The following is an 18768-nucleotide window of genomic DNA, read 5'->3' on the forward strand; positions in this document are numbered from 1 at the left end:
GATGACATTTCATCAACCATGAGGGCAGGCCGTCATGTCACGAGTCGACGCCACCGCCGCGGACCGGATGGTCACGGCCCTGTTCATCGAGCGCGCCTGGCGCAGCCCCAGCTCCACCCGCTTCTGGGTCCTGCTCGTACTCGCGGCGGTCATCGCGTCCGCGGGCGTCGTCGGGGACTCGACGGCGACCGTGATCGGAGCGATGATCGTCGCTCCGCTGATGACCCCGATCCTGGGCAGCGCGCTCGCACTGGTCCTCGCCGACCGGCATCAAGTGGTGCGCTGCGCGCTCCTGGTGCTCGGCGGGGCCCTGACGGTGGTGGCCATCGGCATGCTGATGGGGTGGCTCGTTTCGCCGCCCGACGCCTTCGCCTCGAACAGTCAGGTCTCCTCGCGGATCAGCCCCCGGCTGATCGACCTGGTCGCCGCCCTGGCCACCGGAACGGTCGGAGCCTTCGCCCTGGTGCGCTCCGATGTCTCCGACACCCTGCCGGGCGTGGCCATCGCCATCTCGCTGGTGCCGCCCCTGGCCGTCACCGGGCTCCTGATCACCACGCACCGCTTCCACGACGCGAGCCAGTCCGCGCTCCTGTTCGCCACCAACGTGGCGGCCATCGTCGCCACCGGGACGGTGGTCTTCCTCTTCTACGGGGTCCGGGCCGGCGCCGGTGAGGCGGGCATCGCGGTGGGCGCGTTCCGCGGCCGGACCCTGGCCGCGGTCTCGGCCATCGTGGTACTGGTCGCCGTACCGCTCACCGCCGGCACCCTCTCCGTCGCCCGCGACCGCGCGCTGGCGGCGGACGCGCGGCCGGTGGCCGAGCGGTGGGCCGCCACGGGCAACTGGCAGATCGCCTCGGTCGAGGCCCGCAACGGAGTCGTCGTGGTGGGCGTCCTGGGACTCCCGCCCCAGCCCGCCCCGACCGCACTGCGCGCAGCGCTGGACCTGGGCGGCATGCGGGACGCCGCGCTCGAACTCCACCTGGTCGGCGGCCGCACCCACTGGTGCCCGGCGGACAGCGCCACGTGCACGGTCCGCGACTCCTCCCGCAGCTGAACCGCTGCCGGGGGGAGGGGAGGACAGTTGGGCGGAGTCAGTTGTGCGGGGCCGTTCCGCTGACCCGGTGGTCGGCGTGGCTGAGGGCTTCCAGGACGAGTCGGCGCAGATGCCCGTCGCGCAGGCTGTAGTGGATGCGCCGGCCCTCGCGGCGGGTGTCGACGAGGCCAGCCAGCCGCAGCTTCGCCAGGTGCTGGCTCACCGCGGTCCTCGACGCCGCGCAGCGCTCGGCGAGCGAGCCGACGTCCGACTCCCCCTGGGCGAGCAGCCACAGGAGGTGCAGCCTGGTCACGTCCGAGAGCATCGCGAAGACCTCCGTCGCCTCGGCGAGACGCGCCTTGTCGGGATCCCGTAGGTGCGCATGGGGTGCAGGTGGCTGGGGTTCGCGAGCAGGCATACCCCACAGGGTAGGCCGCTCCGGGGAGGCCCAGGCGGAGGGCGGAGCCGCAATCCGCCAGACATGTGCGCAGGTGCGCATGTATGGATACATTGGAGGCCTCGTCCCACCAGTCAGCCCGGAGGAGGACCGCATGCCGAGCGTGCTGCGCGACCGGACCTACCGCCGCCTGTTCGGCGCCCAGGTCATCGCCCTGACCGGCACCGGCCTGGCCACCGTGGCCCTCGGCCTGCTCGCGTACGACCTCGCGGGCGCCGACGCGGGTTCGGTCCTCGGGACGGCGCTCGCGATCAAGATGGCGGCGTACGTCGTCATCGCCCCGGCGATCGCCGCGGTGGCCGGCCGGCTGCCGCGCCGGGCCCTCCTGGCCGGCTCCGACCTGGTCCGGGCGGGGGTCGCGCTCTGCCTGCCGTTCGTGAGCCAGGTGTGGCAGGTCTACGTCCTGATCTTCCTGCTGCAAACGGCCTCGGCCGCCTTCACTCCGGCCTTCCAGGCCCTGATCCCCGACGTCCTGCCCGAGGAGCGCGCCTACACGCGGGCCCTGTCCCTGTCCCGGCTCGCCTACGACCTGGAGAGCCTCTTCAGCCCCGCGCTCGCGGCCGCGCTGCTGTCGGTGACCGGCTACGACCGGCTGTTCCTCGGCACGGCGGCCGGCTTCCTCGCCTCGTCCGCGCTCGTGGCGTCCGCCGTCCTGCCCCGGCGGGCGCGGACCTCCATCGCGTCCGGGCCGGGCGCGTACGCCAAGGCCACCGCCGGGACGCGCCTGTTCCTCAGTACCCCGCAGCTGCGGTCCCTGCTGGCGATGAACCTCGCGGTCGCGGCCGCCGGAGCCGTGGTCACGGTCAACTCCGTCGTGTACGTACGGGACTTCCTGGGGCTGTCCGCCGAGTCGGTCGCCCTCGCACTGGGCGCGTACGGAGCCGGGTCCATGGCCGTGGCGCTGGCGCTGCCCCGGATCCTGGAGAACCGCCCGGACCGGCGGGTGATGCTGGCCGGCGCCCTGCTGCTCCCCGCGGCGTTCTGCGCCCTCGGCTTCATCACCTCGGCGCACGGCGGTGGTTGGCGCTGGCCCGCGCTGCTGGGCACGTGGGCGGGGTTCGGGGCGGCCTGCTCGATGGTGCTCACGCCCGCGGGCCGGGTGCTCCGGCGGGCCGCGCCGGAAGGGGACCGCACCGCGGTGTTCGCCGCCCAGTTCTCCCTGTCGCACGCCGCCTGGCTGCTGACCTATCCGCTCGCGGGCTGGGTCGGCGCGAAGGCCGGGCTCGGGTGGGCCACCGCCGCCCTCGGCACGCTCGCGCTCGCCGCGGCGGCCCTCGCCGCCCGCCTGTGGCCGGCCGGGGCCGGGCAGCCCGGCGCCGCGGCGGTGGAGGCGGGCCGGGGCCACGTACACGAGCACGAGCACACCGGGCTGGCCGCGGGGCACCCGCACCTCCACGGGGCACGCCGGGCCGGGGCGGGGTGGCGGCACAGCCACCACCACTTCACCGACGAACTGCACGCCGCCCACGGCTGACCGGGCCCGACCACGCCGGGAACGTACGACCGACGGACTGAACCGGCGCCGGCGCACGGTGGCCGCGTCCTCCGCGGTGGCGGCATGCTGCTTCCTCTCCGCGGCGCCGTCCGCGGCATCGCCCCCGGCGGACCCCGGCACCACCGCGTCCGAGTCCCCGGAACCCTCCGCGTCCGCCGTACGCGCGGCGCCTGCTGCCGGTACGGGGCAGCCGTCCCCGGGAACGGCACCCTGCGGCCGACGGCGACCGCCGGCCAGGACGACGAGGAGAGCCGGGCCAACCGCGAGAACGCGGCCGCGGCGGGCAGGGAGACGTTCGACTACGTCGTGACGGTGACCAACCGGGGACCGTCCACCGCCCGGCAGGGGCGCTTCCGGCGTACGCCTCCGTGTTACGCCCTCCGCGGCCGTCTCCGAAGCCGGCCTGCGGAGCAGGGGCCCCCACAGAATTCACCCGAATGGCGGCGCTCGAATGTCCCCGTACGCCCCCGCCACGGACGCTGGGCGCAACGCAGGACCCTCGGCGTCCCGCCCGACGAAGGAGCCTCTCGTGGCACAGGCAACGCCCCCCAGCAGGGCCCCCAACAGCAGGTACACCGCCGACGAGAACCCGTGGGCGGCGAGCGGCACCGTGTTCGCCGGTGTGCTGATGCTCGTGGAAGGCGTCCTCGGCATCCTGAAGGGAATCGTCGGCATCGCGGACGACGACGTCTACGCGAGCGTGGGCGACTACACCTTCAAGTTCGACGTCACGGCCTGGGGCTGGATCCACCTCGTCCTGGGCATCGTGCTCGCGGTCGTGGGTGCCGGCATCCTCAAGGGCGCGCCCTGGGCCAAGGTCACGGGCGTGGTGATCGTCGCGCTGGACATCATCCTCAACTTCCTGTGGCTGCCCTACACGCCGCTCTGGGCCCTCATCTCGATCGCCATCGGTGTGTTCATCATCTGGGCCCTGTGCACGGACACGGCCAAGAACCGCTCCGCCGCCGCCTGAACGACGCACCGGGCGGCCTCCTTCCCGATCCGCGTGCCCGCCGGCGAACCGGCGAACCGGCGTACCGGACGGGAAGGAGGCCGCCCGGCAGCCTACGGCGGCCTCAACACCGCCGTCTGGTTCCTGATGGACCACCTGCTCGTGGCCGAGCGGAGTGCCGGGGCCTGGCAGGAGGAACAGTCCCGCCTCACCGAGGCCGGCGCGTGGTACCCGGACGGAGTCAAGGGCGTCTTCCGCAAGCTGCTGCCCGGGGACCCGGCCCGCGACACCCACGCCGCGTCCGTCTACGCCGAGTTCGCCCACCACCGGGGCCGGCTCACCGCCGACCGCCTCTTGTCGGGCTCCGAGTACACACCGCTCGGCGGATCCCTCGACGGGGAAAGCTAGAACCGCGGTGCGTTCACACCTCTGAGTGAGGTCGGTGGGGTTCAGTGGGACGGGAGCGAACCTCTGCCTACGGTGGCTCCTGGCGGCGTGCAGCCGCTCCGATCGGTACGTCGACCCATGTACAGGAGCTTGTGTGGCGCAGCACACGACGTCACTGCGGCTCCGTCTCCGGTACCGCTTCGACCATCTGCTCTCGGGCGGAACGACCACGCTCATCGGCTGGCTCGCCCTGGCCTGCCTCGCCGTCGTCGTTCCGGCCAGCGCGGTCCTGGTCTGGTCCGACCGGGCCGCCCCGGCCACGCTCTCCGGCCGGCTCACCGCCATGTGGGTCAGCGTCGGCCAGACCCTGAAGATCGGGGGTGCGGTCGGCTCCCCGCTGTACGTGCTGGCCTCCGTGTCGCTCGCGCTCGTGGCGCTGCTCTTCGTGTCGACCCTGGTCAGTCTGATCACCACGGGCATCAACCGGCGCATCATGTCGCTGCGCCGGGGTCACTCCACCGTGGTGGAGACCCGGCACACCGTCGTACTGGGGTGGTCGGACCAGGTGTTCCCCGTGATCGGGGAACTCGTGGCCGCCAACGCGAACCAGCGCCGCTCCGCGATCGCCGTGCTCGCCCCGCAGGACAAGGTGTGGATGGAGGAGGAGATCTCCACCCGCGTCGGCGACACCGGCAGGACGCGGATCATCTGTCGCAACGGGAGCACCACCGACCCGGCCGAGCTGTGCCGGGTCAGTCCGCGCACGGCGAGGGCGGTGCTGGTGCTGCCTCCCACCGGGGACACCGGTGACGCCCACGTGGTGAAGGCACTGCTCGCCCTCGACGCGGCCGTTCACGGCTCCGGGGAGGCGGAGGCCGAGCCGCAGACAGAGGCGGTGGTGGTCGCCGCCGTTCGTGACTCCCGCAACCACCTGACGGCCAGGCTGGCCGCCGGGCCCGCGGGACACGTCCTGTGCGTGGACGACATCGTCGCCCGGCTCCTCGTCTCGACGGCCCGGCAGCCCGGTCTCTCGCTGGTCTACTCGGAGTTGCTGGACTTCGACGGCGACGAGTTCTACCCGGTGACCCCCGGGGACCTCGTGGGGCGTACGTTCGGCGAGGCGCTGCTGTCGTTCGACACGTCCTCGGCGGTCGGCCTGCTGCACGACGGCGGGAGGGTCACCCTCAATCCGGACCCGGGGGCGACGATCGGCCCGGCCGACCGGATCATCGTCATCTCGCGGGACGACGACACGGCCGTACGGGCGGACGCGGCCGCCCATGTCGAGGACGACGCGATCGTGACGGCCGCACCCCTGACCGCCCGGGCCGAACGCCTCCTCCTGCTCGGCTGGAACCGCCGCGCACCGCTCGTCATCGAGCAGCTCGACCAGTACGTGGGCCCGGGAACCACCCTGGACGTCGTGGCGCTCGGCGTGCAGGCGGCCACGGGCGGCGCCCGGGGCGTCACGGCCGCGCGGTCCCGCCTCGAAGTCTCCTTCCACGACGGCGACATCACCGACCCGCTCACGCTGGCCAAGCTGGACGTGCCCTCGTACGACGGCGTGATCGTGATCGGCGAGACGGAGCCCGAGGCCCCGGACGCACCACTGGCCTCCCTCGCCCCGGTGACGGATCCGCAGGCGCGGGCGGACGACAGGACTCTGGTCACCCTGCTGCACCTGCGGGCCATCGGGGACACCGCGCGGCGGAACATCGCGCTCACCACCGAGATGTCCGACGACGGCAACCGGCTCCTCGCACCGGCGCAGGACGGCGCCGACTTCATCGTGAGCGGCAGGCTGATCAGCCTGCTGATGACCCAGATCTCCGAAAGCCCGTACCTCGCCGCGGTCTTCGAGGAGCTGTTCGACGCGGAGGGCCACGAGTTCCACCTCAAGCCGGCCACGGACTACGTACGGGCCGGTCATGAGGTCTCCTTCGCCACCGCCGTCGAGGCGGCGCGGAGGCGCGGGGAATGCGCGGTGGGCTACCGGCTGCGGGCGCGGAGCACCACGGGCCCCGACTACGGGGTGCGGATCAACCCCGACAAGCGCCGGCGCGTCCGTTTCGGCGAGGAGGACTGGCTGATCGTGCTCGCCGAGAGCTGACGGCCGGCAGCCGACGGCTGCCGGCTGCCGGCTGCCGGCCGAGCCGCCGTCGGGGCCGCCGCTACGCCGTGTGGACTTCCAGGGCGGTCCGCACCGCCGATTCCAGAGCGCCCTCGATCCACGCGGGCTTGATGGAGGTGTGGCATCCGGCGAAGTGCAGGTTGCCCTCGGCCTTGCGGACATGGGGGAAGAGCTCGGTGTGCTGGCCGGGGAGCAGTACGGACGCCTCACCGTACGCGTACGGGTCGCGCATCCAGGACTGGGTGCGGCCGACGCCGGTGTAGAACACCTCGACGCGCTGCCCGAAGACCTCCTGCACTCCGGCGAGGGCGCGCGGGTAGCGCTCCTCGTCGTCCAGGGAGTCCCATTTCAGGGCGTCGTCCGCCCAGCTGTAGGAGGCGAGGATGACACCGCCGGCGCTGCCCTCGACGGGGTAGGAGGGCTGGAACATGAAGCGGTTGGGGTTGTCGGTCACCGAGCCGCCGCCGATGACGTGGGCGGCCTCGGGCTGATCGCGGGTGACCACACGGCTGGCCGCGTAGTGGGAGCGCTGGCCCGCGGAGATGTGGCCCTCGGGTACGGAGGAGTGGGCGCCCAGCAGGGTTCCGTTCGCCGGGCTCTGCCCGGTCTGGTACTTGCGGTACAAGCCGGGCTGTACGGCCTCCAGCTCGCGCTTCCAGTCGGCCTCGTCGAACTCCCACCAGCGGCGGCTGAATTCGAGCAGCACCTTGGTGGCGGCGTCGTAGTGCAGCTCGGTGACCGCGCGCCGCTTGCCGTACGAGAGCGCCGGGGTGACGGGGATGTGGCGCAGCCCCGAGAAGGGGACGGTGATGATGGCGGTGTCGGCGGTGAAGGTCTCGCGCCGCACGGGGCTGCCGCCGCGGCCCTCGGACACCGTCTCGACCGTGACCTTGCCGTCGCCTGCGCCGTTGCCGCCGCTGTGGCTGATGCGGGTCGCCCGGCGGTCGAGGCGTACGAGGTCCTTGACGCGCGCGTACATCGCGTCGGCCAGGGTGGCGCTGCCGTCGGGCAGTTCGTAGAAGGCGGTGTCGGGGCTGATCAGCGAGGCGCCGATGAAGCTGTGCACGAAGGCGAGGTGCAGGCGGGAGGTGAGGTTCTCGACGGTTCCGATCAGGTCGATGGTCCGCTCGTCGAGCTTGGCCTCCTCCGTCAGGAAGCGGTACATGGACATGTGGCCGTAGCGCTGGATGACGCGTGCCCAGCCCTCGACGAGGTCCTTGTCCTTCTTGCCCTCGATCTCCCCCCGCACGGGGGCGAAGGCGTCGCGGACGATCTGCGAGGCGGGCACGGACTCGTACGCCTGCGGCACTCCGAAGGAACGATTGAGCGCCTGCGGGGCGCGCGCGTAGTCGGCGCGGCGGACGCGGATGCCGTTGACGTGGATCCACGTCCGGTAGGCGGGGCGGCCGGCCGCGTCGACGTCGACCAGGTGGAAGCGCCTGCGCTTGAGGCCGAGGCCGTCCATCAGTCCGGTGACCAGCGGGTGGCTGTCGGGGATGCGCATCGCGCCGGCCTCGGCGTACTGCTTCGGGTCGGCGAAGGGCTGGGCCGCCTTCTCGTGGCCGCCGGTGCGGAAGGTCTTGATCCGGCCGCCCACCCGGTTGGCGTTGGCCTCGATGACGGTGACCTGGTGGCCGGCCTCGCGCAGGAGGTGCGCGGCGGTGAGGCCGGCCGGCCCGGCGCCGATGATCAGCACCTTCTTGCCGGGGCGGCGCGAGCGGGGCAGGCCGCTCTTCAGCAGGATGTCGGCGTAGCGCGGTACGAGCGGCTGGTCCTGGTCGTCCCGTACGAGGATGGCCCGGGCGATCGTCAGGCAGGTGCCCCAGTCGGCGACCGCGGCGCCGGGGACGGCCTGCGAGGTCTCGGCGGAGGTGACGGCCACCGTCAGCCCGCCGGCCGCCGCGACGGCGGCCGCGCCGGCGATGACGGTGCGGCGGGAGGGCCGGCGCGGGCTCGCCGGCGCGGGCTCGCCGGAGGCTCCGGAAGCTTCGGGGGTTTCGGAGTTGGCATCGGGATCCATGATCATGGCCCAACTCTTGCCGCCCGCCCGGGCCCGGGCGGCCAGAATGCGCCCGCGCGGTCAAGGACCACCCGGACGTGCGTCGCGCGCCGTCCCGTGCTGACGAACTGGGTTTCGTACGGGCGGCCTTGCACCGGCAGGCGTGGCCGACCGCGAGGACGTGCGGGGATGGCCGGTCCCGGCGCGGGGCGGCCGGCCGCGCCCGGTGCTGTCAGGGCGCGGAGCTGTCAGGGCGCGGGGCTGTCAGGGCGCGGAGACGGGTACGGCGGCGGTCAGCACGGAGCCCTCTCCGGGCGCCGACTCGATGGTCAGGGTCCCGCCGAGCTGTCGTATCCGGGCCCGCATCGCCGGAACGCCGTGTCCGCGCAGGCCGGACGGGGCTTCGGGGAGGGAAGCGGGGTCGAATCCCCGTCCGTTGTCCGCGACATCGAGGACGACTTGGTCGTCGAGCCGGGTGAGGGTGAGCGCGGCGGCGGTGGCGCCGGAGTGTTCCCGCACGTTGGCCAGCGCGCCCTGGGCGATGCGCAGCAGTGCGGACTGCACGCGCTCGGGCAGCGGGGCGATCCGGCCGCCCGCATCGATGTGGACACGCACCGCGAGTCCGGCGCCGGACTCCCGTGCCGCGAGGGCGTGCAGTGCGGCGTCGAGATCGCCGCCGTGGGCGAGGTCGGCGGGTGCGAGGTCGTGCACGAAACGGCGGGCCTCCGCGAGGTTGAGCTCGGCGATGGACGCGGCGGCGCGGACATGGCTGCGGGCCTTGGCGGGGTCGCTGTCCCACGTCCGGTCAGCGGCCTGGAGCAGCATCTGCTGGCTGGACAGGCCCTGGGCGAGCGTGTCGTGGATCTCCATGGACAGCCGCTGGCGTTCGGCGAGGGTGCCTTCGCGGCGCTCGGTGGCGGCGAGCTCGCGGCGGGTGCGGACGAGGTCGTCGATGAGGGCGTGCTGGCGGGCCGCTTGACGCTGCATGTGGAGGAAGACGGCAGTGGTGAGCGCGGCGACGGCGGCCGGTCCGATCACCAGGTCGAGGTTGAAGCGGGGGGCCAGCGTCAGCTGCGCGAAGATCACGAGGAGCGTGAGGAAGGTGACGAGGACGTACGCGGCGACCGGCGGCAGGGTGCGCAGCACGGAGTAGAAGAGTGGAACGGCGACCCACGCGAAGCTGGGCGCGAGAAGGACGAGGACGGCCCACACGGTGACGACCATGCCCAGCCAGGCCAGCCGGGGGGCCGGAGGCCACGGCGCGCGGCCTTGAGGCGGGTGCGTCGCCTTGACCGGCATGGAGGGGCCGAGCAGGTAGAGGACGGCGAGCACGACGGCGAGGGCGATCACCCAAGGGGCGCGGGCTTCCTCGGTGTGCCGCTGGACGAAGCGGACCATCGACGTGCCGATGAGCACGAAGAAGGTGACGCGCATGACCAGGGCCAGCCGACGGTCGTCCGGACCACTGCCGGACACGGCCGTTTCGTCCGCCCCCACGGCGGGACTCGGCGGGCCGGAGGGGCCGCTGGGGTCGGGCCGCACGTACGCCTCCTGACAAAGAGGTCCCACCAAAAGGGACAAACAGTCACATTGTCACCGAGTGGGACGGACGCCGGGGTAAACCGATCGGATGACCGCGTGTCCGGTCACCTCCGTTCCCGCACCGCCAGGGCTTCCCCGGCCCGCAGCGCCCCCGCGGAGCCTGTACGGCTCCGCGCGCATCGGGACGCTCTACCGGCTGCCCTGGAGCTCGACTCGGATGTGCGTGACCCGGGAGGGGGCGGCGGAGAAGACCTCCCGCCTGCCGCCGGCCACCGCCACGTCACGGCAGTCCGACGCGCCCCTGCCGATCCGGACGCGACGCTCTGCCTCCGCAACGATGCCGGGCGCCGCACCTGCACCGCCGGCCGGTGTTCCGGCAGCGCACGCAGTGCGATGTCCGCCACGGCATAGCTCCACCGTCGGCACGGCCCTTCACCCTAGGCTGACGCTCCAGAGGTCCCCGTGGCCCGGCCAGTCGTCCCGCTCATCCTCACCGTCGACGACGAGTACGGACACTTTGGTGTCCGGGTTTCGGCATTCCAGGTAGTCACCCTGTGTCGTGCACTCCAAGGCCACCGCGGCCAGACCGGCGGCGGCGAGGGCACCCTCCACCTCCGACCATGCCGTGTACGGCGCGACATCCACACCCGTCGCCGAGCTCCACTCGGCCGCGAGGGCCGGATCGCCGGGCAGCCGGTGCAGCTCCAGCGAGCCGCCCGTCAGAACCGGGTCGGGCTCGCCCGAGAAGTACAGCTCGACCAGCCCGTAGTCCCGCCGGAGCGAGCCGCCTGCGCCCTCCTCCTCGATGAAGTCCACCGGTAGCGCGAGATCGGCGTCCGCCACGGCCGATCCGGGCCGCAACCCACGCAGACTGCCGGCGGCCAGGAATGCTGCGATGAACTCGGGTCCGGTCACGGCCAGTTCTCCGGTTTGTCGATGAGGGCTTGCATTTCCTCCTTCCGGTTCTGCGTGTTGCCCCAGTTGTGGTCCTCCATGTGCTGCTGGGCGGACTTCGCCTTGGCCTGCAGGTCGGCCCGCAGTTTGGGGTCGTTCTCCACTGCCTCGACCGCCGTCCTGACGCTCTTGTCCGAGGCCCAGCCCGTCGACTTCAACCGGATCGGCTCGCCCACCAGCTCACCCTCCTTGTTGATGCTGATCCTCACCTCGTCCAGGCCCTGACCTTGCAGGGTTTGAGACCGAGCGGATCGGCCCACACGCCCGTGGTGGACCGGGAGGACGTCCGGGGAGAGGGCGCCCGCGTGGGCCGCGGCGGAGGTCATGCGCTTGCGGTGGTGGCGGCGGCACAGGACCTCGTAGCCGATCTCCTCCGCCGGGCGGTTCACGTCGCCGACCACGACCTGCTCGCCCTCGATCACCATCTCCCCACCCACCTACGGGCGTTGTGCGTGGCGCGGGCCCCGCACCAGCACAGGGCCTCCACCTGGAGCTGCACGGGTGAAGATCACGCCCTGCAGGCCCCGCGCGTCGCGGTTGTGGGCGATCTGGAGCGCCAGTGTCCTTTTGCCTGGCCAACCAACATTTTTCGGCAGGACGTTCGTCTAAGGGGTCCGGGTCATGGCGATCCCTGCAAGTAGACGCGGATCCGGTCGAGCCGGGAGGCCTCGGCGGTGAAGGAGATCGAGCGGGTCGCGCTGGTCACCGACACCCGCTGGCGACCCGTCACCGTCTCGGTGAGGCGCACCGTGCGGTCGTGGAGATCCGGGTGCTCCGCGGCGATGCCCGTCATCCGCAGTTCGTCCACGCCGCTGAACACGACGAAGAAGCGCAGGGTGTTGTACGTCCCCTCCTGCCAGTCCGGCTCGGGGTGATCGGGCAGCCGCGAGCTCTCGAAGCCGAGGGTGACCGACGTGTCGCGCTCGTCCACGTGCACGTAGTACAGCGGGCAGGAGGAGAGATCCGGTGGCGCGTCGTACAGCACCGAGAGTTGCGGCCACGGGGGAAGGCTCAGGCTCATCTCTGACTCTCAGACCCGCTCGTAGAAGGTGTTGTCGTGGGTGGGCGGCAGCGCCGGGTAGAGCCTGCGCTCGATCAGGCGCGTGAAATGGCGCGGCCCGCCGTCACCGCCCTCCGCGCCTCGGGTGAAGACTCCCAGCCGCCCGGCGACCACGGAGGCGTTCGCCGTGAACGCCACCTCGACTCCGGCCGCCGCCACCCGCACCGCGATCCGGTGCTCCGGCGGCCCGACGAGCGCGGCCAGCTCCACGTCCGCCGTGACCGGCGGCCGCCACCCGTCCATCACGAAGTCCTCGACGTGTGAGAACTGGAGCTGACACTGCATCGTATCGCCGGGCCCCGCCTCCCACCGGTCCGGGAAACGGGGTAGGTCGAGCCTGAGCGTCACGGCCGACGCCCAGCCGTCCAGGTGGACGGACCGGATCCTGACGGCCGTCAGCGGGGGCAGCTCGTCGTAGTACGGGGCGAAGACCTCCGCGTTCACGACGAAATCATTCCAGGTCATAGTAGTAATGCTCCTCCGTGCCCGGGATCTGGCCGTTCCGGGTGTCCTCTCCGGGCCGTACGTGGACGTGCGGCGGCTGGTAGCCGGGCTCACCCGGCTTCTGGTGGCCGAACCAATGGTCCTGGAAGACGACGATGTCCCCATTGGGCAGCTCGTACCACTCCTCGGTGTACCAGATCGGTTTGCCGTCCGGCCCCATCAGCTGCTTGCCCCCCTGCCATTCGGGGGTGGTCGCCTTCGTCCACGGGTAGACGTCCGAGGGCTCCAGCCCCTCGGGCACGCCCGCCTTCCGCAGCGCCAGCTCCTTCGTCTCCGCCAAGGTCCGGCCGACCTTGGGGCATTCGGGCGCGAGACCCAGCGCGTCCGTCCAGGTCAGCGGGTTCGCCACATAGGTACGGGGGTTGGGCGCCGGGCCCAGGCCCAGGGGGTCGCCGGAGAGGTAACGGGCGGTCTCGGGGTCGTAGTGCCGGAAGCAGTTGTAGTGCAGCCCTGATTCCGGGTCGAAGTACTGCCCGGGGAAGCGCAACGGCGTGTAGCCGCGCGCGTCGGTGTTCCACGTGGTCGCCCCCCACACCGTCGCACGGGTGCGCCAGGCGATCCCGCCGCTCTCGTCGACGAGTTCCAGAGGGGTGCCGATCAGGTCGGTGACGATCGCGAAGAACCGCCTGGCGACCTCGCCGTCGCCGGCCGCCAGCCGTTCCGTCTGCGCGAGCGGCTGGAGTCCGTGGTGGTCCCAGGTCAGGGTGACCGACGGCGGCGGCGCGTCGACACCGGGCATAGGGGCCCTGGTGGAGGTCTCTTCGCACAGCGTCATGCCGTCCCAGACGAAGGTGACCTCCTCCGCCACCGTGACCCCGTCCGGCGCCATGCGCTGTTTGGCGCTGCGCCGGCCCATGGGGTCGTAGCGGTACCGCCACAGCGTGCCGTCCGGGGTGGTCACGGCCGTGAGCCGGTCCTCGGCGTCCCATGCGTACTGCCAGGTGTCCGGTCTGCGCGAAAGCCGGGTGCGGCTGCGCCGGACGGCCCGGCCCATGGCGTCGTACGTGTAGGAGGTGCGGCCCGCCCCGACGAGGTGGGTGCCCTCGTACGCACGGGGTCCGGTGGCCTCGGATCCGCCCGGGTGCGTGGCGGGCCAGGAGGCCTCGGTCTGGTTGCCCGCCGCGTCGTAGGCGTACCGCTCGCTCCAGCCGGAGGCCGTGACGGCGGTGACCCGTCCCGCCGGGTCCAGTTCGTAGCTCCGGTCGCCCCCGATCTCGTCGGTGACCGCGAGCAGGCTGCCGTCCGCGCGGTAGGAGTAGTTCCGGCGTCGTGGCGGCCGGCCCTCGCCGCCGGTGACGCGCTGCTCCACCAGGCGTCCCAACGCGTCGCGCACGAGGTCCAGCGCGAGCGCGTCGCCGACGCGGCGGCCCGTCTCCCGGCCGAGGGCGTCCCGCTCGAAGACGAGCCGGTGACCGGAGGTGGTCAGTGCGGTGCGGTGGCCCGCGGCGTCGTAGGTCCACTCGGCGGTCGCACCGGACGGGGTGGTGCGGGATACGACGCGGCTGAGTTCGTCGTACGAGCGCGTCAAGGTCCGGTCGTCGAAGGTCTCCCGGCAGATGCGGCCGGCGCGGTCGCGCAGGTACGTCAGGGTGCCGCCCGGTCCGGTCACCGATGCCAGCCGGTCCGAGAAATCGTACGTGTAGTGAGTGGTCTCCCCCTCCGCCACCTTCAGCACCCGGTTGTCGAGGACGTCGTACTCCAGGCGGACGGCCTGGCCCACGGCGTTGATCCGAGTGACCAGGCGGCCGCCCGCGTCGTGGACGTAACGGACGGTGCGGCCGTCGAAGTCGGTCTCCGACTCCGGCATGCCCGCGGCGTCGTAGGTGTAGCGCCAGGTCAGTCCCCGGGGGTCCAGCACCTCGGTGAGCCGCAGTCCGGCGTCGTGGGTGAAGGTGTGGCGGGCACCGTCGGGGCCGGTGCGGGCCGTCACCAGGTCGAAGTCGCCGTATTCGTAGCGGACAGTGGCACCGGCCGCGTCCGTGTGGGTGAGGCAGTTTCCCTCGCCGTCGTACGTCCACTCCTGGGCGGAGCCGTCCGCTTCGACCCGCCGGGCCAGCCGTCCTTCCGGTGTCCAGTGCAGCTCGGTGGTGTGTCCCAGGGCGTCGACGATGCGAATGGCCCGGCCGAAGGCGTCCCGTTCGTACCGGGTAACCGCACCGACCGGGTCGGTGATCTCGACGGGGAGGCCCGCCCGGTCGCAGCGGAGCCGGGTGGTGCCGCCGAGGGCGTCGGTGGACGAGGTCAGGGCGCCCGTGTCGTCGTAGGCGTAGCGGGTGGTGCCACCCACGGGGCCGGTGCGGGCGACCGGATTCCCACGCTCGTCGTAGGCGAACCGCCAGGTGGTCCGGTCTGCCCGTATCTGGAGCACCGGTCGTCCAGCGGCGTCGTACTCAGTGCTCAGTTCCTTGCCGTCCGGCCGGGCCACGTGGACCAGACGGCCCTGGGCATCGCGGCCGAAGACGGTCGTGCGGCCGAGCGCGTCCGTGAGCGAGGCCAGGCGGCCGCGGGCATCGTACGAGGAGCGGGTCACGGCGCCGAGCGCGCCGACCGACTCCACCACCCGGTAGGCGGCGTCCACCAGATAGCGGCGCACCTCACCGGTGGGCGTGGAGGTCGTAGTGGTGCGCATGCCCGTCGACGGGTCCGGCCGGCCGTAGGCGATGCTGAGCGTGAGGTGGCCCGCGGCCCCGCCCTGCGCGACACAGCGGTCCTCGTCGTCGTACGTGTACGAGTAGCGGCGGTCGTTGGTGTCCGTCCACGAGGTGATGCGGCCGCGCTCGTCGTAGGCGAGGCGCAGCGGCAGGCCCGAGGAGTTGACGACCTCGGTGAGGTTCCCGTCGGTGTAGCCGTACGCGAGGACGCGCGGGCCGCCGGTCAGGTGGAGGCCGGTGACGCGGCCCCCGGAGGTCTCGAAGCGCAGGTGGTAGCCGCCGCTGTGGGCGATGCCCAGCGGGGTGCCGTCGGCGTCGTACTCGAAGGTGATCGTGTTGCCGTTGCGGTCCTCGACGCCGTCGATGACGGCGTGTCCGTACCCGTACCCGTTACCGTCACCGTCACCGCCAGCCTCCGCGCCGACGGGGGCGGTGAAGTGCCGGGTGAGACCCGCGGCCGGGTCGGTGACGCTGTACCCGCCCTCCGGGGTGCGGTCCAGCGACCACCGGGGGCCACTGGTGGCGAACACCGGAACACCGGGAGCGGGGTGCGGGTACGCGACGACCAGGCCGTCCGCGGTGACCAGGACGACGCCCTCGGGGTCGATCTCCAGGTGCTCGTCAGTGGTGGAGGACCAGGACGGGCCGAACCAGCGGCCCGCCGTATAACCGGACTCCGCACGTCGGGTGAAGACCAGGGGCAGGGTGCCGGGCAGGACGATGTCCGTCTGCGGCAGGAACATCCGGCCGGTGGCGAGGTCGACCGGGTCGGTCCCGTCGCACCGCTTGTCGCAGTCCGGCTTGTCCCGCTGGTTCGGTCCGTCCTTGTCCAGGCCGGTGCGGCCGGGGCCCTTGAGGTCGTCGAGGTGCGAGGCGGCCGAGCCCACCTTCTTCAACGACCCCAGCCCCTTGGAGCCGACGAGTTCCGGGATCAGCTTGCCGATGCCCTCGGACGGGTCCTTCATGAACTCGTCGAGCATCTTCTTGCCCGCACCCAGCGGATCATTGGCCAGCGTGACCAGACCCGCCGCCGTCGAGTTCAGGTTCGTCACGTACTCGGCCGGATGCGTCAGGTTGTACGGATCCATCGGGTTCAGCGCACGCGCGAAGTTCACGATCCCGGCCGTGCCCTTGATGACACCGCCCGTCAGGTGCGTCTTCGCCAGATCCAGGTAATCCATCCCGTCGCCGAGCTGCTTCGCGTACGAAGGCTTCGGCGGAGCCGCGTCCCGCGCCGCCCGCACCGCCGTACGCACCGTCTCGGCAACGTCGTTGCGCTGCTTGCGGGCGCTGTCGAGCTTGTCCTGCGCGGCCGTGGCGATCGCCGTCCCCGGGTCGGTGAAGTTCTCCGAGGGGCGGGGCGGCAGCGGGTCCTGCTTCGCCTTCAGCGCGTTGTTGTAGGTGTCGACCAGCTTGTTGTGCGCGCCGCGTGCCTCGGTGGAGACCTTCTTCGCCCGGTTGTACTCCTCCAACGCCTCCTTGGCCTGCCCCTGCGCCCACTCCACGGTCTCCGCGAACCGGCCCATCGCGTCCGCGGCCTTCCCGAACGCCTCGGCCGCCTTGAACCAGCGCGGCGGCTCCTTCGACACGGCCTCCCGGAACGAATCCGCCGTCTTGCCCTTCAGGCCGTCCGGCTCGCCCATCCCCTTCAGGCCGTTGCCGACCTTGTCGAACGACGCCTTGAAGTCGTTCAGGTGCGACACCTGCGCGCGGATCTTCGACACACTGCCGTAGACCAGCTTGTTCGGGTCCTCGGTCTGACCGAGCTCCAGCTCCGCGACATCCGCGCCCAGCCGGTTGGCGGCCGAGCGGCTCTTGTCACGGATCCAGTCCCCCGCGCCGTCCAGCCCGACGTCCTCCGCCAGACCGGCCGTCTTGTCACCCGCCCACTCGACCGCGTCACCGACGTCCTCGACCCGGTCCTCGGCCCAGTCCTCGACCCCGTCCGGAACGAAATCCCGCCACCCCATCAGTGACCGTCCCCATCACGCTTGGCCTGCTCCAGCAGATCCTTCAGCGAACCGATCCGCCCGGTCGAGGTGACCGTGTCCCCCGTGTCGGACCAGGTCTGCCGCATCTGCTCCTGGCTCTTCTCGAAGGACTCCCGGCTGTAATCGGGCTTGTAGACGTCCGCGGAGAAGATCTCACCCCACGGCTTCTTCTCGATCTCGTCCTCACTGGCGTGCGGATTGCCGTACGCGGCGTTCGCGACCACCCGGAACGTGCCGTGGAGGTACTGCTCCTCCTCCCACACCGTCCCCGCCGCGATCCCCAACGACTGGGCGAGGGTGCTCGCGTCCTGCACCAGACTCCGAACACCCCACTCCCAGCGCTCGCAGAAGTCCTCGAAGTCGGTGGCGAGCCCGGCGTGCCCGGCCTCCATCCCCGTCATCGCCAGGTTCTCGAACCCCGCACCCATCGAAGCGCCGGCCGCGTCCCCGGACTCCCGCAGCTCCCCGATCGCGGCCCGCAGACCGTCCTGAATGTTCTTGACCGCCGCCGGCGAAACCTCGAGATCCCCGTTCCCCGCCATCAGGCCGCTTCCCCACGGTCACCGACGTCCACGGCGCTGCCCTCGGGAACGATCCCCGCCACCGGCGGGAAGAACATCGACCCGTCCCCGTCGGCGACGTTCACGGCCACACCGGCGGGACCGTCCGCCATCGGAATCACCGCATCAACCAGCCGCGCGCCCAGCACCGAGAGGTACTCCCACTCCCGGCCGGACTCCCCGCGCGCCTCGGCGAACCGGGCCAGCGCCTCCTCGTCCGTGAACGCGTAGATCCACCGGATACCACCCGACACCGCCGACATCAGACCACCATCAGGACCATCGGCCAGCGGAACCAGCAGGGCAGCCCGCCGGAACTCCCCGAGCAGGCGTGCCGGATCTCCCAGCCCGTCCCGTATCGCCGCGATTTCTCCGGTCAGTTCCATGGCCGTTTCCCCTCCAGCGCCGGTCAGCGCCCTAGAACAACACGCTACCGGGCCCCCCACCGGTTCCCTCAGGCCCCCTGCGAGGGCCCTGTCAGCCGTGGTTGACCGGGAGGACGTCCGGGGAGAGGGCCCCCGACCGGGAGTCCGCCCTGCCGCCCGCCGAGAGCTGAGCCACCAGGTACGCGTACGGGTCCATGCCCTCCGGCGCCTCCACCGCCTCCGTCACCAGGCCCAGGCGGGACGAGAGCTTGCCCTCGCCCGCGCGGTCGTCACGGGTGAAGATCACGCCCTGCAGGCCCCGCGCATCGCGGTTGTGGGCGATCTGGAGCGCCAGTGTCTTCTTTCTTGACCATCCGCCAACTCGCGCCAAGGCAGCGTGGCCGCCTGGCGCCGCGCCCCGGTCTGTTGGGCCGGCCGCGGGATACACAGCGCACCTGATCAGGCCCGCCACAGCGAAGCCGGATCCTGGCGTTGCGCCGCCGGTACGATCAACGGTATGCCGCCAGAGGCCCTTGATGATTTCGCCCCGTCCGCCAGGAGCAACGTTCGCCTTAGTGGCTTTTCAGCTAGAATTGATGATTTGCGGGCAGCGGGCAGCGGGCAGCGGGCAGCGGGCAGCGGGCAGCGGGCAGCGGGCAGCGGGCAGCGGGCAGCGGGCAGCGGGCA

14 protein-coding genes and 2 pseudogenes are annotated in these 18768 nt (G+C 72.0%); 5 read left to right on the forward strand and 11 right to left on the reverse strand.

Features of this window, described 5'->3' with window-relative positions; translation table 11 throughout:
* Positions 1-34: 34 nt before the first annotated feature.
* Positions 35-1054, forward strand: coding sequence for a DUF389 domain-containing protein (locus MTF69_RS06950; protein WP_243331641.1), 1020 nt, complete (start codon positions 35-37; stop codon positions 1052-1054).
* Positions 1055-1091: 37 nt separating this feature from the next.
* On the opposite strand, the gene MTF69_RS06955 is transcribed toward MTF69_RS06950, so the two are convergent.
* Positions 1092-1451, reverse strand: a complete 360-nt coding sequence (locus MTF69_RS06955) for a metalloregulator ArsR/SmtB family transcription factor (protein ID WP_243331642.1) — start codon at positions 1449-1451, stop codon at positions 1092-1094.
* 133 nt (positions 1452-1584) lie between these two features.
* On the opposite strand from MTF69_RS06955, the gene MTF69_RS06960 reads away from it, so the two are divergent.
* From MTF69_RS06960 to MTF69_RS06975, 4 genes are all read left to right on the forward strand, one after another.
* Positions 1585-2964, forward strand: coding sequence for an MFS transporter (locus tag MTF69_RS06960; RefSeq protein ID WP_243331643.1), 1380 nt, complete (start codon positions 1585-1587; stop codon positions 2962-2964).
* A gap of 550 nt (positions 2965-3514) precedes the next feature.
* Positions 3515-3958, forward strand: coding sequence for a hypothetical protein (locus MTF69_RS06965; RefSeq protein WP_243331644.1), 444 nt, complete (start codon positions 3515-3517; stop codon positions 3956-3958).
* A 33-nt stretch (positions 3959-3991) separates the two neighbouring features.
* Positions 3992-4345 carry a hypothetical protein gene (locus tag MTF69_RS06970; RefSeq protein ID WP_243331645.1) on the forward strand — a complete coding sequence of 118 codons (354 nt, stop codon included), beginning with the start codon at positions 3992-3994 and terminating at the stop codon, positions 4343-4345.
* Positions 4346-4478: 133 nt separating this feature from the next.
* Positions 4479-6434 carry an NAD-binding lipoprotein gene (locus MTF69_RS06975; RefSeq protein ID WP_243331646.1) on the forward strand — a complete coding sequence of 652 codons (1956 nt, stop codon included), beginning with the start codon at positions 4479-4481 and terminating at the stop codon, positions 6432-6434.
* Between the two features lie 61 nt (positions 6435-6495).
* Here the strand turns inward: MTF69_RS06975 and MTF69_RS06980 are convergent, their stop codons facing one another.
* The 10 genes and pseudogenes from MTF69_RS06980 to MTF69_RS07025 form a co-directional block, all read right to left on the reverse strand.
* Positions 6496-8481 (reverse strand): NAD(P)/FAD-dependent oxidoreductase, encoded by a 1986-nt coding sequence (locus MTF69_RS06980; protein ID WP_243331648.1) that lies wholly within the window; start codon positions 8479-8481, stop codon positions 6496-6498.
* A 237-nt stretch (positions 8482-8718) separates the two neighbouring features.
* Complete coding sequence (locus tag MTF69_RS06985; RefSeq protein ID WP_243331919.1) at positions 8719-9888, reverse strand: sensor histidine kinase; 1170 nt, start codon at positions 9886-9888, stop codon at positions 8719-8721.
* 540 nt (positions 9889-10428) lie between these two features.
* Positions 10429-10911, reverse strand: a complete 483-nt coding sequence (locus MTF69_RS06990; protein ID WP_243331649.1) for a hypothetical protein — start codon at positions 10909-10911, stop codon at positions 10429-10431.
* A gap of 311 nt (positions 10912-11222) precedes the next feature.
* Positions 11223-11443: pseudogene (locus MTF69_RS06995) on the reverse strand (thymidine kinase); the annotation flags it as partial.
* 126 nt (positions 11444-11569) lie between these two features.
* Complete coding sequence (locus tag MTF69_RS07000) at positions 11570-11971, reverse strand: Imm50 family immunity protein (RefSeq protein WP_243331652.1); 402 nt, start codon at positions 11969-11971, stop codon at positions 11570-11572.
* A 9-nt stretch (positions 11972-11980) separates the two neighbouring features.
* On the reverse strand, positions 11981-12475 hold the full coding sequence (locus MTF69_RS07005) for a hypothetical protein (RefSeq protein WP_243331653.1): 495 nt from the start codon (positions 12473-12475) through the stop codon (positions 11981-11983).
* Positions 12462-17135, reverse strand: a complete 4674-nt coding sequence (locus MTF69_RS07010) for a putative T7SS-secreted protein (RefSeq protein WP_243331655.1) — start codon at positions 17133-17135, stop codon at positions 12462-12464. The genes MTF69_RS07005 and MTF69_RS07010 overlap by 14 nt, the downstream gene beginning before the upstream one ends.
* Positions 17135-17698 (reverse strand): hypothetical protein, encoded by a 564-nt coding sequence (locus MTF69_RS07015; RefSeq protein WP_243331657.1) that lies wholly within the window; start codon positions 17696-17698, stop codon positions 17135-17137. The genes MTF69_RS07010 and MTF69_RS07015 overlap by 1 nt, the downstream gene beginning before the upstream one ends.
* The gene (locus MTF69_RS07020) at positions 17698-18102 is read right to left on the reverse strand and encodes an SseB family protein (RefSeq protein WP_243331659.1); all 405 of its coding nucleotides are present in this window, start codon (positions 18100-18102) and stop codon (positions 17698-17700) included. The genes MTF69_RS07015 and MTF69_RS07020 overlap by 1 nt, the downstream gene beginning before the upstream one ends.
* Before the next feature lie 142 nt (positions 18103-18244).
* Positions 18245-18472: pseudogene (locus tag MTF69_RS07025) on the reverse strand (hypothetical protein); the annotation flags it as partial.
* Positions 18473-18768: the final 296 nt, after the last annotated feature.

This window comes from Streptomyces sp. AP-93 (assembly GCF_022808175.1).
GTDB lineage: Bacteria > Actinomycetota > Actinomycetes > Streptomycetales > Streptomycetaceae > Streptomyces.